Genomic DNA, 17,391 nt, shown 5'->3' on the forward strand with positions numbered 1-17,391 from the left:
TTTTTTAATGGATGAGGACATGCAGGAATGTTACGATCAGGGTTCCGGCTGCAAAGAACCAGTAGTTCGACGCCCTCGTCGCTTTCACTTCTTCTTTGAACGTATTGAGGATCAAACCGCCAGCCAATATGGAAATCGCGATCGCTGCGAATGATTCAGGCAGGTTGAACAGCACCCCCGTCAGCCAGCCGGCAAAAATCGCGGCGATGAGGAAATAGCGGCCATACTTATCGTAGTCTTCCTCGTGCAGTTCATCCAGCTTATGGTCCGTGCCGATGAAATGAGCCCCGAGTGCCAGGAAATAAACCCCCATGGCCCAATAACTTTTAAAGTCTTCCACGACAAAAATGTAGCCGATGACGAAGTTATAGAAGAAAAAAGCTGTAATGTGGACCATGAAGAACCCGAAAGAAGACCGCCCTTCCTCGTCGCTTTCGCTTTTCCCTTTCTGCTGTTTATTTGTCAAGGTATCCAAACCGAAATAAATCAGCAGACCCAAGAGCGCGAGGATGTAGGTATAATCTTCAAAAAAGGTGAGCCAGCTGCCGGAACTGATCGCCTCCTTCAAAACAGTCAGGTAGTGAGCAAGCTCCGGGATCAAATAAATGAAGGTATAAGCGATGGTTCCGCCGCCGGCAAGGGACAGCCAATTGCTCCGCGGGCCGGACGGGGACAGTTTCATGTATTTGGAACTGAAATGGAGAATGATAAAGCCAATGATGAATATAAGACCGATCCAATGTTTTGTTGTCATGCGGACACTCCTTTTCTACAGCTTTTCCCTTCCACGGCCGCTTGAAACAAACAAAAAAGGACAGCCAGGCTGCCCCTTGTAACATCATTTATTCAGCGCACTGAACGATTTCTTCAGCTTTTCCGCAAAGTCTTCCGGCTTTTCAACCGATTGGACGTGCAGATACATAATAGCAGGTTCTGCGTACAGCCAGTGATTATGGAGTGCACTGATCGTCAGGCTGTTTTCTCCGAGTGCCCGTGTGAATCCTGGCACTTCATCCGGCAAAAGGACAATTTCCGCGTGGTTCAGCGCAGTTCCATCGTCCTCCAGCGCTTCAAAGTGGATTTCCATATCCAGCTCACTTTTAAACGGCCGACCTTGAACCGTCACCGACAGGTCGCGGGATATCGGAGCTTCGACAACCCCTTTATCCGCTTGTGCTTCCGCTTTTGTTCCAAGAATATCCCCGAATCGTTTCGCTGTTTCTTCCAATTTGCTCATCAGCCGATCATCTCCTGTCTGTAAAATTGGCGTTATTTATTTTATTGCCTCATGGAGATTTTCTAAACCCGCTTCAAGTAAAAGCGGAAACAGGAACAGCCAGGGAGTGTGCCGGCATGATCCGGCAAAAACAAAAAGCAGACCGAAGTGTTCCGGTCTGCTCGCTGTATTTCTGATTTACATTCTGCCAAAGCCTGTGAAGCGGTCGCCCCAGTAAGGTCCGTAGACGCTGTCGATCTGGACGCTGCTTCCGGCTGCAGAAACCATCTTGCCTCCGCCGATGTAGATCCCGACATGGGAAATCCCGGCTTTATACGTGCCCGAGAAGAAGACGAGGTCTCCCGGCTGCGGGCTGCTGACTTTGTCAGCCATATTGTAGAAGCCTGCTGCGTTCGTGCGGGATACATTCACTCCGGCTTTTTTCAGGGAGTAATAAATGAAACCGCTGCAGTCAAAACCGCTCGGGGTAGATCCTCCCCAAACATAAGGAACGCCGATGTACTGTTTGGCGATATCTGCAACAGCGGAATAAGCGCTGCTGGAAGAGACTGATTTGACTGCCGGAGCCGGTGCGGCCGCAGTCCGGGCTTCAGGAGCGGAACCGCCGACTTTGAGCGTCTGGCCCGCATAAATCATATGGGAATTCAGTCCGTTCAGGCTCATCAGTTCGGAAACCGAGACACCGTACGAACGGCCGATTTTATAAAGAGTGTCGCCCCAGACCACTTTATGGACAGCTGAAGTGCTCTCTTGGGCGGGAGCAGGCGCTGCAGCGCGGCTGGTGCTTGTTTCGATGACTTGTCCAGGATAAATCAGGCTGCCGGAAATGCCATTGATCGAGCGCAGGCTTGAAACCGATGTTCCGTAAGCTTGCGAGATGGACCAAAGAGTATCCCCTGAGCGCACTTCGTGCTGTGCAGCGCTCGCAGGTGCAGCAATGGCAGATGACAGGGCAACAGTGGCAGCAACAGTGATCAATGCTTTTTTCGCTTTTCTCATTTTCCGCTCCTTAAAATTCTGGAATCTATCTATCTGTTTTGAAGAGATTCTCGTATTTACCGCGACCGGAACCGGCGCGTAAGTATAAATGGTATACATTGGCAAGCTGCGGATTTCAATGCTTCTTGTTTGAAGCCTTGCCCAGTGTAGCACGATAATCCGGCAAATAAACCGATGTCATGATTTTGTTAAGAAGCTAATATCATTTTGTCATCTTGTCTTATTTCTTTAACATAAACTTACTCTGATATAGAAAAAATACAAAAATTTGTTATGGGGATAAAGTAATTTATTCCCTTTTTTATGTAACGGACAATGAGAATCGCCTTTTTGTGCGCGTTTTTACTGTAAATTCTGAATACATCATTTTACTGATATCATCTCGTTGTTTTTGGATGTTTGATTGAAAGTCAGCCGGGTAAACTTTATAACAGATACTTTTTTCAGAAGGAGTGGTTTCGGATGATTAAAAATAAATGGATCAAAGCGGGCGCAACGGGGCTTCTGTCGATGAGTGTCCTTGCCGCTTGTGCAGAAGAAGAACCGGTCGAAGAAGAAGTTGTGGAGGAAGAGCCGGTCGAGGAGGAAGCCGTTGAAGAAGAGGTTGTGGAGGAAGAACCGATCGAAGAAGATGGAGCGGACGAAGTGGCTGAAGCGGTGGACTTCGGCAACATCTCTGAAGAAGAGCTTCAGACGACATATTTGGACCCGCTCGGATGGGACGCTCAGGAATTCGAGGACTTCCTAAATGAGGAATATGATATGGGACTTGCCGATTTCGGAGACTTCTCTGAACTCGAAGGGACAGTCGGACCTGCTGCGGATATCGAAGCAGTACTTGAATAACAAGTGGGTGTGGGAAGACTGATTAATGAATGTTCTGTCACAGAAAGGGAATGACGGCCATCCGGTCTTCATTCCTTTTTTTGCTGCGATCATTTTTGGGCTGTCAATGGCATTGCGGGGATTCAGAAAGGCCCATAATTTGCAATGTGGCCTCCGAAGAGCGCAGGAAGGGTTAATTTGTTATACTGACAGGGTAAATAGGAGTGACGGACAGACGCGCTGGCCAGGAAGCGGACTACGTCACAGTAATGAGTGGTGGAATCATGTCATTTTTCAGACGCAATAAGCAGGGAATTACACAATATGCGAATTACACAGTAGTCGGAATCTGCTGCGCGGCGATCGATCTGCTCGTCCTGAACCTTCTGTTGGTGCTGTTTCCTTCAGCGGATACAACGGTTCTGACGCTTTTCAATACGATCGCTTACACAGCGGCCGTCACGAACAGTTACTACTGGAACTCGAAATTTACGTTCAAGGTAAAGAAAACCCGGAAGCAGCTGATCCCGTTCATCCTTCAGGCGGCTGCGAGCCTCGCCATCGCCAATGCCGTCTTTATCGGCGGGCTGTGGGCGATCGAGCAGCTGTCGCTGTTTCCGCGCTGGATCAGCACGAACATCGCCAAGGGACTGTCGATGTACTTGTCGTTCCTGTCCAGTTTTTTCTTCAATAAATACTTCGTCTTCCGGCCTGCGCTCCAAGCCAAGGAAAAAGAAAAGTGCTGGAATGAAGAAAACGACAGGCGGACCGGCACGTGGAGAAAAAGCGAATACAGCCAAAACAGCAGATGAAATCAACCGGTGAACAGTCGCCGGTTGTTTTTTGTTTTCACCCCCCTTATAAACTGGATGGCACCGGAGCAACGGGAATTACTGAAATAAAGCGGAGGTCACGGATCCCTCATCCAAAATGGTCCGCAAGCAGCGGAGAACCGTGAAAAAATTTAAAGGGACAGAGCCATTTTTCGTATGGAAGTGTTAAAATCAAGAAATAAGCCGATATAGTTGGAAAATAGATGAATTGTGGAAGCTGGACTAAAGAATTCACCTGCTGCAATGGCTTGGCCAGTCGATGAACCGGCCGCCAGTTTTCGATCAAGGTGGATTGCCCGGCTCAGCTTGTGTGAAAAAAATAAAAACAGTACGGGAGAGCTTCTATATGCTGCGAGGACAAACAAGGTATTCAAGACTGGCACACATCACCAAGATGATTAATACGAAACTGGATCTGCGGGAAGTGCTGGAACAAGTGACCGTTGCCATTTCGGAAGAAGTGGTCAGCTGTGATTCAGTAGGGATCTACCTTCCGCAGGATGACGGAACGTTCCGAGGCTATGTCGGAAAGCCGGAACTGATCAATGGAATGACCCTGGACAGTCACGTGATCGATACCGATTACGATCTGCTGGCCAAAGAGGTGATCGAAACACAGAAGACCATTTATATCCCCGATACTTCGCTGGACAGCCGACCGGATCCAAGGGCAGTCCAAGGATTCGGGATCCGCTCCCTGCTCGTTCTTCCGATTTCCTATGAACAGGAATTGTACGGCCTCGTGTTTTTATTTGATTACGGCGTTCCGATGAATTTGACAGATGAAGAGATCCAGACCGTGGAAGCGTATGTCAATATGGCTGGTGTGGCGATCCGAAATGCCGAAATCCTGACGCGGAAAGAAAAAGTGATTGCAGAAAAACAGCTGCTTCTCGATGTGACCCGGGAATTGACGATGAGTTCTTCCCTGCAGGAAGTGCTTAATGTAAGTTTCCGATATGTGTCGGAAGTGCTGGGGAATCCGAACGTCGGCATCCATTTGCTCGATCCGATTGCTGAACGGAGGATCATGCCTTCCAGGCTTAGCACGGACAGCGCCTGGAAAGAAGAGGACTGGCTGGCTACCCACAGTGAGCTGCAGGTGGATTTCACCGACGATCCGCTTTTTTTGGAAGTGGTGAAAAATAAAGAACCGCTGCTGATTCCGGATGTGGATCTGGACGACCGGCCGAATAAGGAAATCTGCCGGTCGTTCGGTATCACCGGAATCGTCATGCTGCCGCTTGTGGCGACGGGAGAAGTCCTTGGTGCTTTCGCGGTCGTGCAGCTCAATGGCGGGAAGATGAATTTATCCGCTTCGACTGTCCAGCTAGCGCAGTCGATCGCCGATGCGGCGGCCGCTTCACTGTCCAACTTTCTCTATATGGAAAAGCAGGAAATGATCATTGCTGAACGGACGTCGGAGATCCGGATCAAAAATGATGAGCTGGAGCGGGCAATCGCGGATCTGGCCAATTTGAGCCGGGAAAGGGAATTAATCCTGAATTCAGCCGGTGAAGGCATTTTCGGTCTGGACCTGGATGGACGGATCACCTTCAGCAACCCGGCCTGCAATGCGATGCTGGGATATGGGGAAGGGGAAATGAACGGCCTGCCGTCCAGCCTGGTTTTCGGGTACCACCTTGTACCGGACCGTAATAAAGCCGGGAAATATGCGACGGACAGCCGCCAGTTTTTCCGCAAAGATGGGTCCGCTTTTGCCGCGGAGTACGTTATTTCACTCATTGAAGAAGATGGGGAAGTGCTCGGGGAAGTGGTGACGTTCAAAGATGTGACCGAACGGATGAAACTGGAAGAAGAAGTAAGGTACCTCGCTTATTATGACAGCCTGACCGAACTGCCCAACCGTATTCTTCTCCGTGACCGGCTCGAGCAGAAATTGGCTGAGGCAGCCAAGACGGAGCGGAGCGTGGCGGTATTGTATCTGGACCTCGACCGGTTCAAGCTTGTCAACGACAGTTTCGGCCATAGTTTCGGGGATATCCTGCTGAAGGAAACGGCTGTCCGGCTGCACAAAAGCCTGCCGGAAGGAGCGGTGCTCTCCAGGCAGGGCGGAGATGAATTCACGATCGTGCTCCCTGGCATCCGCAGGAGAAGTCAGGTTCTAAGCGTGCTTGAAAAGATTACGGATATGTTCGGGGACCCGTTTTATTTGAAAGGGAATGAGATCTACATTAAGACAAGCATCGGTGTGAGCTTGTTCCCGGATGATGGCGGGGATGCAGAAACACTTATCAAGAATGCCGACGCCGCCATGTACAAGTCGAAGGAAAAGTCCGGCACGTACTTCCACTTTTTCAAAAGCGAAATGAACGACAGGAACTTGGAGAGCATCCGGCTGGAAAATGCACTCTACAAGGCACTGGGCCAGCAGGAGCTCCGGATCGACTATCAGCCCCAGATCGACAGCCGGTGCGGTCGCCTCATCGGCGCGGAAGCGCTGATCCGCTGGATCCACCCTGAGCGGGGACTGATATCGCCCGCCGATTTCATCCCCATCGCAGAAGAGACGGGCCTGATTGTGCCGATCGGGCGATGGGTGCTGGAAAATGCCTGCAGGCAGCTGAAGGAATGGCAGGAAAAAGGGCTTCATGACATGAGTGTCTCGGTCAACCTGTCCGGCCGCCAGTTCGAAGAAGACGACTTGGTCGACATGGTAAAAGGCATGCTGGACGGGCACGGCCTCGAACCGCAGTTCCTCCATATCGAGCTGACGGAAAATCAGATCATCCGGAACTCGGCTGTGACAGTCTGGAAAATGAAACAGCTGAAAAAATTGGGCGTCAAAATCGCGATTGATGATTTCGGGACCGGGTATTCCTCGCTGGGCTACCTGAAAAACTTCCCGATCGATGCCCTTAAAATCGACAAATCGTTCGTCCAGGACATTGAGTGCAATGGAGATAATACAGCGATCACCAATACAATCATTTCGCTCGCCCATAACCTCGGCTTGGATGTGATAGCAGAAGGCGTGGAGACACCCGGTCAGCTGGAGTTCCTGAACGGACGCAACTGCTGGTACATGCAGGGATATTATTTCAGCCGGCCTGTACGACCGGAGGAACTGTCCGCGAAATACTTGGAAAGCTGACGACTGACACGAAATTACAGGAAAGCAGGGGGTTAAATGAGAGCGGTAAATGATGTGGTGGCGTATTTGAAACAGACCGGTGTGGAGGTGATTTTCGGGATACCCGCAGGCTCCGTAAATGCTTTTTTCGATGAGCTGTACGGTGTGCCGGAAATTACACCGGTCATTGCGAAGCATGAAGGCGCGGCCGCTTATATGGCTGCGTCATATGCGAAATATGCCGGTAAAATGGGTGTCTGCATCGGCAGCAGCGGACCGGGCGGAACCAACCTCGTATCGGGAGCTGCGAATGCGATGCGGGAACAGCTGCCTGTCCTGTTCCTGACAGGCGCCGTCCCTGTCAGCACCATGGGGTTGAATGCTTCACAGGAGCTGGATGCGGCACCGGTTTTCGCTCCTGTCACCAAATACAGCGTCACCGTGACGGATTCCGGTGAACTGCTGCACGAAGTCGCAAAAGCGGTGGAAATCGCTCATTCCGGCGTGCCGGGACCGGTCCATGTGGCAATGCCGATCGACGTGCAGATGGGGGACGCAGGACGGACCGAAATGCCGGAACTCAAGAAACGGGCCGGTCTGGTTCCGGACTCACAAGCGGTTTCAGCTGTGGCAGATCGGCTGGCGGCCGGGAAACCCGGGATTTTATTCGCAGGACAGGGGGTTCGGGGAAGCGTCAGCAAAGTGATGGAACTTGCCGGACTGCTGGGCTGGCCGGTCGTTGCGACTCCAGTAGCAAAAGGGCTGTTCAGGAATGATCATCCGCTGTTCGCGGGTATTTTCGGCTTTGCCGGGGATGAGAGTGCTTCAGAATTGATCAGCGGCGGAACTGCGGAAACGATTTTCGTCCTCGGCTCAAATTTGGGCGAAACTGCCACCAATAACTATAATCCGGGACTGACGGATGGCCGGTTCTTCATCCAGGCGGATCATGATCCGACCGTATTCGGGCGAAAATACAACCCGGATATCGAACTGCTCGGCGATATGGATTTGATCCTTTCGGAGCTGATCCGGGAACTGGAATGGCGCGGCTTGGAAAAACCCGGAAATCCTCTCGACTACAGGAGGCCGGCGGAGGAATCCGGGGAAGACTACAATACGAAGAATGTCCTGTTGAAGCTGCAGCAATTCCTGCCGCCTTCGACCCGCTACACGATCGATATCGGGGAATTCATGTCGTATGTCATTCACCATCTTCCTGTCCTGGAAGAAGATACATATGACATCAATGTCCATTTTGGCGCGATGGGCAGCGGACTGAGCGCAGCCATCGGCTCGAAATTCGCAGAACCAGACCGTCCGACGGTCGCAATCACAGGCGACGGCTGCTTTTTCATGCATGGCATGGAATTGCTGACTGCAAAAGAATACAATTTGCCGATTTTGTTCGTCGTCATGAACAATGCGCGGCTCGGTATGGTCTATCACGGTCATACGCTCCAATACAAGCGGTCCCATCCGACATTCGAGCAGCAGCCGGCCGATATCGCGGCTATGGCGGCAGCGCTCGGCATAACAAGTGTGCGGGTCGAAAGCATGGAAGACTTGGAACGCGGTGCCGTGGAGAATCTGATGGCCTCCAGCGGACCGGCCATTCTGGAAATCGCCCTGACTGACAATAACATCCCGCCGATGGGCGACCGGGTAAAATTCCTGTCCTCCTTCGGAAAATAAAACACTCCCCATTCCGCCAATGACGGGATGGGGAGTTTACATATCGGTGCACGCAGTCCGGATGAATTGGATGACTGTCCCGATTGTTTTCCCTTTGAAAACGTCTTGTACCGGCGACCCATCAGAGCTGAGAAAGTAACAGCCTTGAATCGTCTGATCCTCCGTGTAGCCCATTGAACACAGAGCTTCGGTGAGCGCAGGAGGAAGACCGGCTGCGTTCGAACGTTCAAGGTAGTAAGCGCTAGGTGTCACCGACACATCCGCATCGAGATAGCCGCTCCGGATGATGAAAAGATCCGTTTCCGACCGCGTCATCCACTGGCCTTTAGAGTAAAGCGAAATCCGTTCCCCTTCCAGGGCCGCAATCCCTTCGAGGTTGATTCCGAAAAGCCGGTTCAGCATGAGCCGGATCTCCCGTCCGCTGAACGGCGGATCATACATCCCCATATAGAGATTGATGGCTTTACCGGCGGTAGGTTCGTCCAGCAATTCAGCCATGCTTCTGTCCAATAGCTGCACTTGTTCTAAATCGATCCCGAAAACTTGCCGGATTAACCTGCAGATTCTGTCCCCGCCGGCAGGATGCGGGAACGAATCCAAAAAAGCGTCCATCTCACCGATTTTCCTCATAGGCCGATGCTCCTTGCGTATAGTTAAAAAGACTCTGTTATACGCATTATACTGCAGGCGTTCAGGCGGATGCCAGAAAAATCTGTCCGCGGAGCCGGTAATTTTCAGCGGCTGACTTCAGACGAACACATAGGAAATCCACAACAGATGCATGAGCAGGATCATGGAGTAAAGAGAATTAGCAGCAATGAGAAAATAGCGCCAAACACGTTTTTGGATAGCGGCAAAAGAGGTATGGAGCAATCCGAACAGGCAGAGTGACAGCAATAGCTTAATGGCTAAGATGGTCAGCGGGGAAAAGGAGTCCAGCAGCGGATTCCCTTCTGTAATAAAACCGGATGTAATACCCGCGTATGTTAGTATCCCATCCAATGCATTGAAAAGAATCAGCAGCCACAAGAGATTTTTCATTTGCAGAAGGCGGTCAGCCGCCAGCATGGTCGACACCTCATTTCATTCCATTATTGTTTTTTAGGACGGTCAGTGTTTTCTCCCCTTTTCCCCTGAATTCTGAAAAATATACATCGCCCGCATCTTTCACATCGAAAGACCTGCATGCGGATCGACAAAGCGGGAGCTCAGCCGGAATAATTTTAGCAAGACTGAAACTTCATGTTTTTCAGAACGTAATTATTAAAGTGGAACTAAATTTATTAGCGGGAGTGAAGAAGATGACGTTTTTCGACAAAGTCCGTGCCAGCGCGGGCATGGGGAATGCAAAAGTGGATGCACGTGTGAAGGAAACGCGGGTCAGGCAGGGCGGAAGTGTGTCAGGGGAAGTATTCATCGCCGGCGGAGCCGTCGAACAGACCATTAACGGCGTTTATATTTCAGTGATGACGCAAGTGCTCGTCGAACACGATGACCGGAAGTTCATGCAGGATCTGGAGATCCAGCGGCAGAAGGTGAGCGACAGCCTCGTAATCGGGGCGAAGGAAGAAAAAACGCTTCCGTTTGCATTCGATTTGTCGCCCGAAACACCAATGACGGTGGGCCAGTCGGATGTCTGGCTCAAAACAGCACTTGATGTCCCGTTCGCGGTCGACCCGAAAGACAAAGACCACTTGGAGGTTTCGGGCAATGAAGCGGCCAAGACGGTCCTGGCTGCAGTGGAACAGCTTGGATTCTCGATGAAGAAAGTGACGAACTTGAAAAGCCGCCGGACCAGGACCGGAGTGGTCCAGGAATTCGAGTTTTACCCAGGATCCGAATTCAGAGGGGACTTCAGCGAATTGGAACTGGTCTTCATTCCAGATAAATCCGGCACGACGGTCTTTCTCGAGCTGGACCATAAAGCCAAAGGACTGGGCGGGCTCCTTGCCGCGGCGATGGATATGGATGAATCCCGCACATCGGTCCGTTTTACGAACGGGAGCATCGGAAGCGTCCGGGAAGTCGCCGAGGGGCTTCGCCGCACGATCGAAAATATGAAAAGGTGACTGGAATCCGGGGAATTTCCCCGGATTTTTTTCTTGCCGCGAAATACGTTTAATCCGGCGGCTGTTTAGGAACATAGGGAGTAGGTGACTTTTTAGCGAACAGGAGGAATAACTGCATGGCAGAAGAATCGAACCGGAAAAAAGAAGTGGCGCATTCGTTGAAATCCGAAATGCCCGCAAAAGAAGTAAAGGACGGGGTGGAAATTTCGAATCCCCTGGAAATCGTCCAGCGGCTCATCGAAGTTGCGGTAAATGATTTGGATCTCCCGGAGGGGACTTTTGAAATCCTGAAAAAGCCGAAGCGGATTATGAAAGTTTCGATTCCGGTCCGGATGGATGATGGTACATACCGGGAATTTGAAGGATTCCGTTCACAGCACATTGACGTGCTCGGACCGACAAAAGGCGGAGTGCGCTTCCATCCGAAGGTGACGGAAGATGAAGTGGCAGCCCTTTCCATGTGGATGTCGCTTAAATCAGCCATCCTCGGAATTCCGTATGGCGGCGGGAAAGGCGGGATCGTGGTGAACCCGAAAGAACTTTCCGAACGCGAATTGGAAGAACTGAGCCGCGGATTCATCCGCGAACTGGAGCCGATCATGGGACCGGAAAAAGATATCCCCGCTCCGGATGTAAACACGACACCGGAGATCATGGGCTGGATGATCGATGAATTCTCACGGCTGAAAGGCAAGAACGTACCCGGAACCGTCACAGGAAAACCGATCATCCTCGGCGGTTCGGAAGGCCGGGTGGAAGCGACCGGCCGGGGTGTAGTATTCACGATTGCCGAAGCGGCTGAACGCCTCGGACTCCAGCTTGAAGGGATGACTGCGGTTGTCCAGGGGTTCGGCAATGTCGGTTCGGTCACTGCCCAGCTGCTCGCCGAACGCGGTGTTAAAGTGGTCGGAATCACTGACGCCGGCGGCGGTGTTTACCACGGAGATGGATTGGATGTGGAAGATCTCCTCCGCTACGTAAAAGAGAAAGGGACTGTCAGCGGTTACCGTGATTTCGACGGATTTTCGAATGACGAATTGTTCAGTGCAGATTGCGATATCCTCGTTCCTGCAGCGTTGGAAAATCAGATCACCGCAGAAACCGGACCGAAGATCAAAGCGAAAATCGTAGCGGAAGCTGCGAACGGCCCGACGACACCTGACGGAAATGCGGCCATGGAGCAGAACGGAGTGTTCGTCATTCCGGACATTCTCTGCAATGCCGGCGGCGTGACGGTCTCGTACTTCGAATGGGTCCAGAACACCACTCACCTGGCATGGACCGAACAGGAAGTGAATGAACGGCTCCATACTGAAATGACACAGGCTTTCGAAGATGTCTTCCGCATGAAGGAACAGAAAAATGTCAGCATGCGGGAAGCCGCTTACCTGGTCGGTGTCGAACGCATTGCTGATGCGATGAAGGCAAGGGGCTGGATCAAGTGAAGCGGGAGCACTGATACAGTTTTCCGAGAGTTTGCAGCCCCTATGTTTGCGGAATTCTCTGCATATTTGATAACCTGTTGAAAAAGGAGGACGATGTAATGGCTGAACCGATCGAATTGACGAAAATTAAAGTTTTCCAGCGGGATACGCCCAATAAAATCCGTGAAGCGAAAATAGCCGGTTTCGACGAATCGCTGTTTTTCGGTGTCCACGGCGGCGTCCGGGCGTTTTATGGCGTGGATACGGAAATCGAATATCCTTCCACGCTCGACCATATTGTAGCGGCTGCAGGCGGCTGACTGGTCGGGACATTGTCCGGCGCGCTGGAAGCGCGTCAAATTCCATCTTCTCCAGACAAAGTGAGCGCGGATGTCCAAGGGACGATCGAAGCGCCTGAAGGAGTGCTGAAGATCACCAAAATCAGCTGCCGCTACCATGTGAAAGTGCCGGAAGGAAAAGAGGAGACGACCGAAAGGGTCCTGAAAGTTTTCGACCGGGGCTGCCCTGTGGCCCAGACACTGGAAGGCGCAGTTGACATCGAACACAGCTGGGAAATCGAAACGTATAAAGCATAGGAAGCAGGAACACCCGCCCGGAGCCGGCGGGTGTTTTTTTGAAAATCTCTTTCCGGAAGTTTTCACGGAACAGAGAAGGGAACAAGGAATACGTGATGGGGAAAGGAGGAGGGGGAATGGACTGGTCAAAATCGAAGTGGCGGCTAACCGGACTCGTCTCTGTCCTGTATTTGCTCATCCCCTTTACACTCGGCGTGCAAAGCGATGTGGAAATCCGGGATGCAATGACATTCCTGTTCAATTGGCTCATTGCGGCATCGGCCGTCGCGCTCCTCATCCGGAAACTTACCGTCCGGAACATGTGGGACTTGACGGTCATCGGCATGTTTGTCCTTTATTTGTTCATTCTGTACCAGCTGGTCAGTTACATCCCCCTCAGTTTTTATTTGAGCGATGGGTATGTCGGAGACTGGTACATCATGTGGGAGCGGTTCAACTTAATCCCGTTCGGCACCATCAAAAATGCTGTACTGAACCCGCTGAATGTCGATTATGTCATACAGAGCGGCGGAAATCTCGTACTGCTGCTGCCATTCGGATTCGTCCTTCTGAAGTTCGGCCTCACATCAACAATCGGACGGACGGCCGTCGCCTGCTTCCTGATTTCATGCAGTATCGAAGGGTTCCAGTTTGTCCTGAACCTGCTGGCTTCGGGCCATACAGACATCAAAGCGTCAGGAAAAAGCCGTGCAGTCGACATCGATGACGTCATCTTGAATACGCTCGGCGGTTATTTGGGAGCCTGGCTGTGTGAAAAGATCAGCCGGATAGCTGCCGGCGTGAATAAAAACTGAAGCTTCGGGCTTCACGTGCCGCCTTCCAGGCCGATATAAAAGAAAGGATAATCGCTGAAACAGAAAAGGAGCGGAAGGAATGGCAGAGACAGCAAAAATGATCGTATTCCGGCTGAATTCGGAGCAATATGGGGCAGGCATCAGCCAAGTGCGGTCGATCGAACGTCTGGAAAACGTGACAGAAGTGCCCAGGACTCCGGAGTTCATTAAAGGGGTCATCAACTTGAGAGGGGTCATTACACCGGTCATCGACTTGAAAGAACGGCTGGCTTTGCATCACGGAGAGGCAGCTCCTTCTTGTCATGTGCTGATCATTACGATTGATGAGACGCAGGTTGGACTGATTGTGGATGAAGTGCTTGGCGTCCAGGACATGGATGAATCGGTGATCGATCCGGCACCGGCGATGATCGGCGGCGTTTCAGCTGAATATTTGGAAGGGATCGCCAAGCTGGAGGACCGGCTCCTGATTCTGCTTGATTTGAAGAAATTGCTGAACAAAGAAGAAGTGAATCAGGCGCAGGAAGTCATCGTGGGATGAACGGCCGATTGGCCGGATAGCTTTCAAAAGTAATGAATTACAGAAGGAAAATACATAACAAAAAAACCGCCCCAAAAGGACGGTCATAGAACTCATCAGGAGGGCGGAGAGGGAAGCAGGACAAACCTGTACCCTTTCCGCTTTATTTCGCGTATCAACCCGGGAAGCGCCTGAACGGTCTGCGCCAGTTCATGGAGCAGGATGATCGCGCCATCTTCCAGGTTTTCTGTGACATTCTTGATGATGTCATCCGGCCGGTTTTTTAATTCCCAATCGAGGGAAGCGATCCGCCACATCACCGTCCGGAGTTCAAGGGAAGCGGCAGCGTGCAGCGTGGAATCATTGAACTGGCCGAACGGCGGCCGGAAATAGACAGGCCGTATGCCGGTCACTTCCGTCAGGCGGTCGCTGCTCCTCTGCAGTTCAGCCAGCTGCTCTGAGTAGGATAGGCGGGTCATATCGGGGTGTCTGACAGAGTGTGAGCCGATCAGATGCCCTTCTTCCAGAACCCTTTTCCACGGCCGGTCAGGATAGAGGAGGCGGCTTTGCCAAAAGAACATCGCGGGCACGTCTTCCTGTTTCAGGATATCGAGAATTTCAGTCAAGTACTTGCCTGGACCGTCGTCGAATGTCAGTACGACCGCCTTGCCGCTGTCAGGGGCGGCGGTCACAACGGCCGGGTTATGGGAATCGTACACGATCCCGTCACAGCCGGCCACTCAAGGGCTTTTCAGCATATCCGCCACTCCTTTCAATCATTCCATTCCGGGTGCGCTCACTTGCCGGGAGCCATACGTTTCTTCGAACATGCCTCCATCGAAATCCAGCGGGTTCCCGTCAAAGATCAATTTTCCTTCTTTTAATGCAAGAATGCGGGTGGCATACCGCTTAGCCAAGTCCACGTCATGGACATTAATGATCGTCAGCAGATCCATCCGTTCATGCATTTCCTGCAAAAGCCGGAAAACGTAATCCGCAGTTCCGGGATCGAGGCTCGCGACCGGCTCATCTCCGAGGAGTACGGAAGGGTTCTGGACGAGTGCCCGAGCGATGCCGACCCGCTGCTTTTGACCGCCGCTTAAATTTTCGACCCGCCTTGAAGCCATTTCCTCCAATCCGACATTCCGGAGAACACGATCCGCCCGTTCTTTTTCCTCGTCGCTGAAAAGGCCGAGAAGGTTTTTGACGGAAGGGCGGTAACCGAACATGCCGGTCAGCACGTTCTGCCGGACACTCAGACGGGGAATGAGATTGAAATGCTGGAAAATCATCCCCACTTCCCGGCGGATTTTCCGCAGTTCTTCATCGCCGGCGCCGGTCACCTGCCGCTCGCCGAGGATCACTTCCCCTGATTCAGGGCGCTGAAGACCATTGATGCAGCGGATGAAGGTGGATTTGCCGGCCCCGCTTTTGCCGAGCACACAGACGAATTCACCGGTGTTCAGTGTCACGGTCAAGTCCGACAGTGCCGCTTGTTCCGTCCCCGGATAGCGGACTGTCACATTATTCATTTTCAGCATGTGGTCCGCCTCCTTAAATGACCCGGTTCCGCACGAAGCTGCCGATGAAATCGACCGCGATGACCATCACCATGATGATCAGGACATCGAGTGAAACAGATGCGTACTGGAACGTTTTAAAGTCGTTGAACAGCCGCTGGCCGATTCCGCCGCCGCCGATGAAGCCGAGGATCAGGGATGTCCGGATCGCCACTTCAAAACGGTAGAAGAAATTGGAAAGTACATTCGGCCAAATCTGCGGCAAAATGCTGAACAGGGAAGCCAGCCAGTTTTTTGCGCCGACCGCCTTCATCGCTTCCTGCGGCCCGGGATCCGCCGCTTCAATCAGCTCGGAAATCAGTTTCCCCATGACGCCGATATTGTGCAGCATGATGGCAATGACTGCCGGGAAAGGGCCGAGGCCGAGCGTCGTCAGCAAAATCAGGCCGAACACGATTTCCGGCACGGACCGGACAAAACTGAGGCCGATCCGCATCAGATTATAAAGTGTTTTTGATGGAGCCGTGTTCCTGGCGGCCGCAAAGCTCAGCGGCAGGGCGATCAGAAGCCCGAACACGCTGCCGAGAAAGGCCATCGCCAGCGTTTCGAGCATATCCTCGACCATGTCCGGCAGTTCAGAGAAATTCATCGGGAACCACTGGGACAGGAATTCGATCATATTCCGGAAATCCCGGAATTTGGAAAGGTCGAACTCGGTCAGCCGCATGCTGAAGTAGACGAGGACGGCCAGGACCGCCAACGTGATGAAATTGCTTTTCTTAAACCACACCAAACATCAACTCTATTCTTCGCTGACTCTATTCTTCGATGATGCCCTGCTGGATCGCTGCCTGTCGGATGCTTTCATAATCTTCCGGAGAAGCTTTCGTGAAGCCGTCGGCACCGAAGGCATTGAGGATCTCCTCGTTTTCAATCGCCAGGAAGGCTTCCTGGATCTTCTCGATCGTCTCATCATCGGTCTCTTCTGTTACGGCCCAAGGATACTGGAACAGTTCCTCGGATTCCCAAATCACTTTCACTTCTTCTTCGCTGATGGCACCTTCTTCGACCAGCTGGTTATAGATGGCGGAGTCGATGGCGCCCGCTGTCACTTGGTCATTCGCTACCGCTTGTGCTGTGGCATCGTGGGAACCGGTGAACCGGACAGAATTGAATTCGTGTTCATCCTCGTCCGTGTAGACGCCGCGCTCCTGCAGCTCGATCGACGGGATGAGCGAGCCGGATGTCGAGTTCGGATCGCCGAACGCGAAATCGACTTCAGACGGATCGGCAAGGAGGTCTTCCAGCGTTTCCGCTTCGTTATCCGCCTGCGTGATGATGTACGAGTGGTAGAACGGTTCACCGCCCACCAGCTGGGTGACGATCGCCTTGGCATTGCTCTGTTCCTGGGCGATGACGTACGTGAGCGGTCCGAGATACGCCATGTCGATCTGATCGAAATTCATTGCTTCCACTACACCGTTGTAGTCAGGATATACTTCGATTTCAACTTCCCGCGCAAGGGCTTCGTCCAAAGTGGCCTGCAATTCGGTCATTGCCCCTTCCAGTTCACCGACGGTTTGGGCTGGGATGACACCGATTGTGAACGGTTCATCCGAGACTTCTGCCGCCGCTTCGTCTGCCGGTTCTTCCGCTGCTTCTTCACCGGCCGGTTCTGCGACTTCTTCCGCCGGTTCTTCTTCCGCGCTCCCGCATGCCGCGAGGACCATTGCTGCGAGGAGCAGAAGAAGGAAAATCATCCATTTTTTCATTTCTGATCAGCCT

The 17,391-nt window shown here is 52.2% G+C and carries 19 protein-coding genes; 10 read left to right on the forward strand and 9 right to left on the reverse strand.

The features are described from left to right. Nucleotides 1-4 precede the first annotated feature (4 nt). The 3 genes from CCE92_RS07405 to CCE92_RS07415 all read right to left on the reverse strand — a co-directional run bounded on the left by CCE92_RS07405 (nucleotide 5) and on the right by CCE92_RS07415 (nucleotide 2,236). A complete protein-coding gene (locus CCE92_RS07405) occupies nucleotides 5-754 on the reverse strand; it encodes a hypothetical protein (protein WP_088006888.1) in 750 nt (249 codons plus the stop codon). A gap of 84 nt (nucleotides 755-838) precedes the next feature. Then, nucleotides 839-1,237 (reverse strand): DUF1259 domain-containing protein, encoded by a 399-nt coding sequence (locus CCE92_RS07410; protein WP_088006889.1) that lies wholly within the window; start codon nucleotides 1,235-1,237, stop codon nucleotides 839-841. A 177-nt stretch (nucleotides 1,238-1,414) separates the two neighbouring features. After that, entirely contained in the window at nucleotides 1,415-2,236 is an 822-nt protein-coding gene (locus CCE92_RS07415; protein ID WP_162287830.1) for a LysM peptidoglycan-binding domain-containing protein, read from the reverse strand. A gap of 462 nt (nucleotides 2,237-2,698) precedes the next feature. Between CCE92_RS07415 and CCE92_RS07420 the strand changes: the two genes are divergently transcribed. The 4 genes from CCE92_RS07420 (at nucleotide 2,699) to CCE92_RS07435 (ending at nucleotide 8,683) form a co-directional block, all read left to right on the forward strand. After that, nucleotides 2,699-3,082: a hypothetical protein gene (locus tag CCE92_RS07420; protein WP_088006891.1), complete on the forward strand. Its 384-nt coding sequence runs from the start codon at nucleotides 2,699-2,701 to the stop codon at nucleotides 3,080-3,082. A gap of 203 nt (nucleotides 3,083-3,285) precedes the next feature. Continuing rightward, nucleotides 3,286-3,873 (forward strand): GtrA family protein, encoded by a 588-nt coding sequence (locus CCE92_RS07425; protein ID WP_241535914.1) that lies wholly within the window; start codon nucleotides 3,286-3,288, stop codon nucleotides 3,871-3,873. 367 nt (nucleotides 3,874-4,240) lie between these two features. Next, nucleotides 4,241-7,009 carry a sensor domain-containing phosphodiesterase gene (locus CCE92_RS07430; RefSeq protein WP_088006892.1) on the forward strand — a complete coding sequence of 923 codons (2,769 nt, stop codon included), beginning with the start codon at nucleotides 4,241-4,243 and terminating at the stop codon, nucleotides 7,007-7,009. Between the two features lie 36 nt (nucleotides 7,010-7,045). Further along, nucleotides 7,046-8,683, forward strand: a complete 1,638-nt coding sequence (locus tag CCE92_RS07435) for a thiamine pyrophosphate-binding protein (protein ID WP_088006893.1) — start codon at nucleotides 7,046-7,048, stop codon at nucleotides 8,681-8,683. 36 nt (nucleotides 8,684-8,719) lie between these two features. Here CCE92_RS07435 and CCE92_RS07440 read toward each other — a convergent pair whose 3' ends face one another. Both CCE92_RS07440 and CCE92_RS07445 read right to left on the reverse strand, forming a co-directional pair. Next, nucleotides 8,720-9,313, reverse strand: a complete 594-nt coding sequence (locus CCE92_RS07440) for a hypothetical protein (protein ID WP_088006894.1) — start codon at nucleotides 9,311-9,313, stop codon at nucleotides 8,720-8,722. Between the two features lie 117 nt (nucleotides 9,314-9,430). Continuing rightward, nucleotides 9,431-9,751 carry a DUF5658 family protein gene (locus tag CCE92_RS07445; protein WP_088006895.1) on the reverse strand — a complete coding sequence of 107 codons (321 nt, stop codon included), beginning with the start codon at nucleotides 9,749-9,751 and terminating at the stop codon, nucleotides 9,431-9,433. A gap of 233 nt (nucleotides 9,752-9,984) precedes the next feature. Between CCE92_RS07445 and CCE92_RS07450 the strand changes: the two genes are divergently transcribed. The 6 genes from CCE92_RS07450 (at nucleotide 9,985) to CCE92_RS07475 (ending at nucleotide 14,107) form a co-directional block, all read left to right on the forward strand. Further along, complete coding sequence (locus CCE92_RS07450) at nucleotides 9,985-10,752, forward strand: sporulation protein (protein WP_088006896.1); 768 nt, start codon at nucleotides 9,985-9,987, stop codon at nucleotides 10,750-10,752. Between the two features lie 116 nt (nucleotides 10,753-10,868). Continuing rightward, nucleotides 10,869-12,197, forward strand: coding sequence for a Glu/Leu/Phe/Val family dehydrogenase (locus CCE92_RS07455; protein ID WP_338152466.1), 1,329 nt, complete (start codon nucleotides 10,869-10,871; stop codon nucleotides 12,195-12,197). A 98-nt stretch (nucleotides 12,198-12,295) separates the two neighbouring features. Further along, nucleotides 12,296-12,496 carry a hypothetical protein gene (locus CCE92_RS07460; RefSeq protein ID WP_088006897.1) on the forward strand — a complete coding sequence of 67 codons (201 nt, stop codon included), beginning with the start codon at nucleotides 12,296-12,298 and terminating at the stop codon, nucleotides 12,494-12,496. Between the two features lie 12 nt (nucleotides 12,497-12,508). Beyond that, nucleotides 12,509-12,772, forward strand: coding sequence for an OsmC family protein (locus CCE92_RS07465; RefSeq protein WP_162287831.1), 264 nt, complete (start codon nucleotides 12,509-12,511; stop codon nucleotides 12,770-12,772). A gap of 116 nt (nucleotides 12,773-12,888) precedes the next feature. Then, nucleotides 12,889-13,566 carry a VanZ family protein gene (locus tag CCE92_RS07470; protein WP_162287832.1) on the forward strand — a complete coding sequence of 226 codons (678 nt, stop codon included), beginning with the start codon at nucleotides 12,889-12,891 and terminating at the stop codon, nucleotides 13,564-13,566. 79 nt (nucleotides 13,567-13,645) lie between these two features. Then, nucleotides 13,646-14,107, forward strand: a complete 462-nt coding sequence (locus tag CCE92_RS07475) for a chemotaxis protein CheW (RefSeq protein ID WP_088006900.1) — start codon at nucleotides 13,646-13,648, stop codon at nucleotides 14,105-14,107. A gap of 95 nt (nucleotides 14,108-14,202) precedes the next feature. Here CCE92_RS07475 and CCE92_RS07480 read toward each other — a convergent pair whose 3' ends face one another. From CCE92_RS07480 to phnD, 4 genes are read right to left on the reverse strand one after another with little or no spacing between them, the layout of a single operon-like run. After that, complete coding sequence (locus CCE92_RS07480) at nucleotides 14,203-14,826, reverse strand: polysaccharide deacetylase family protein (RefSeq protein WP_241535916.1); 624 nt, start codon at nucleotides 14,824-14,826, stop codon at nucleotides 14,203-14,205. Between the two features lie 36 nt (nucleotides 14,827-14,862). Then, nucleotides 14,863-15,627: a phosphonate ABC transporter ATP-binding protein gene (phnC, locus tag CCE92_RS07485; RefSeq protein ID WP_088006901.1), complete on the reverse strand. Its 765-nt coding sequence runs from the start codon at nucleotides 15,625-15,627 to the stop codon at nucleotides 14,863-14,865. A 13-nt stretch (nucleotides 15,628-15,640) separates the two neighbouring features. Beyond that, nucleotides 15,641-16,396, reverse strand: coding sequence for a phosphonate ABC transporter, permease protein PhnE (gene phnE / locus CCE92_RS07490; RefSeq protein WP_088007011.1), 756 nt, complete (start codon nucleotides 16,394-16,396; stop codon nucleotides 15,641-15,643). A gap of 28 nt (nucleotides 16,397-16,424) precedes the next feature. Next, the gene (gene phnD, locus CCE92_RS07495) at nucleotides 16,425-17,378 is read right to left on the reverse strand and encodes a phosphate/phosphite/phosphonate ABC transporter substrate-binding protein (RefSeq protein ID WP_088006902.1); all 954 of its coding nucleotides are present in this window, start codon (nucleotides 17,376-17,378) and stop codon (nucleotides 16,425-16,427) included. Nucleotides 17,379-17,391: the final 13 nt, after the last annotated feature.

Origin of the sequence: Indiicoccus explosivorum (assembly GCF_002167005.1) — a bacterium.
GTDB lineage: Bacteria > Bacillota > Bacilli > Bacillales_A > Planococcaceae > Indiicoccus > Indiicoccus explosivorum.

Coding starts and splice junctions, on each gene's coding strand:
- CCE92_RS07450 (WP_088006896.1), top strand. CDS start 9,985: ATGACGTTTTTCGACAAAGTCCGTGCCAGCGCGGGCATGGGGAATGCA.
- CCE92_RS07470 (WP_162287832.1), top strand. CDS start 12,889: ATGGACTGGTCAAAATCGAAGTGGCGGCTAACCGGACTCGTCTCTGTC.
- phnD (WP_088006902.1), bottom strand. CDS start 17,378: ATGAAAAAATGGATGATTTTCCTTCTTCTGCTCCTCGCAGCAATGGTC.
- phnC (WP_088006901.1), bottom strand. CDS start 15,627: ATGCTGAAAATGAATAATGTGACAGTCCGCTATCCGGGGACGGAACAA.
- CCE92_RS07435 (WP_088006893.1), top strand. CDS start 7,046: ATGAGAGCGGTAAATGATGTGGTGGCGTATTTGAAACAGACCGGTGTG.
- CCE92_RS07410 (WP_088006889.1), bottom strand. CDS start 1,237: ATGAGCAAATTGGAAGAAACAGCGAAACGATTCGGGGATATTCTTGGA.
- CCE92_RS07420 (WP_088006891.1), top strand. CDS start 2,699: ATGATTAAAAATAAATGGATCAAAGCGGGCGCAACGGGGCTTCTGTCG.
- CCE92_RS07445 (WP_088006895.1), bottom strand. CDS start 9,751: ATGCTGGCGGCTGACCGCCTTCTGCAAATGAAAAATCTCTTGTGGCTG.
- CCE92_RS07405 (WP_088006888.1), bottom strand. CDS start 754: ATGACAACAAAACATTGGATCGGTCTTATATTCATCATTGGCTTTATC.
- CCE92_RS07460 (WP_088006897.1), top strand. CDS start 12,296: ATGGCTGAACCGATCGAATTGACGAAAATTAAAGTTTTCCAGCGGGAT.
- CCE92_RS07415 (WP_162287830.1), bottom strand. CDS start 2,236: ATGAGAAAAGCGAAAAAAGCATTGATCACTGTTGCTGCCACTGTTGCC.
- CCE92_RS07455 (WP_338152466.1), top strand. CDS start 10,869: ATGGCAGAAGAATCGAACCGGAAAAAAGAAGTGGCGCATTCGTTGAAA.
- CCE92_RS07475 (WP_088006900.1), top strand. CDS start 13,646: ATGGCAGAGACAGCAAAAATGATCGTATTCCGGCTGAATTCGGAGCAA.
- CCE92_RS07430 (WP_088006892.1), top strand. CDS start 4,241: ATGCTGCGAGGACAAACAAGGTATTCAAGACTGGCACACATCACCAAG.
- CCE92_RS07440 (WP_088006894.1), bottom strand. CDS start 9,313: ATGAGGAAAATCGGTGAGATGGACGCTTTTTTGGATTCGTTCCCGCAT.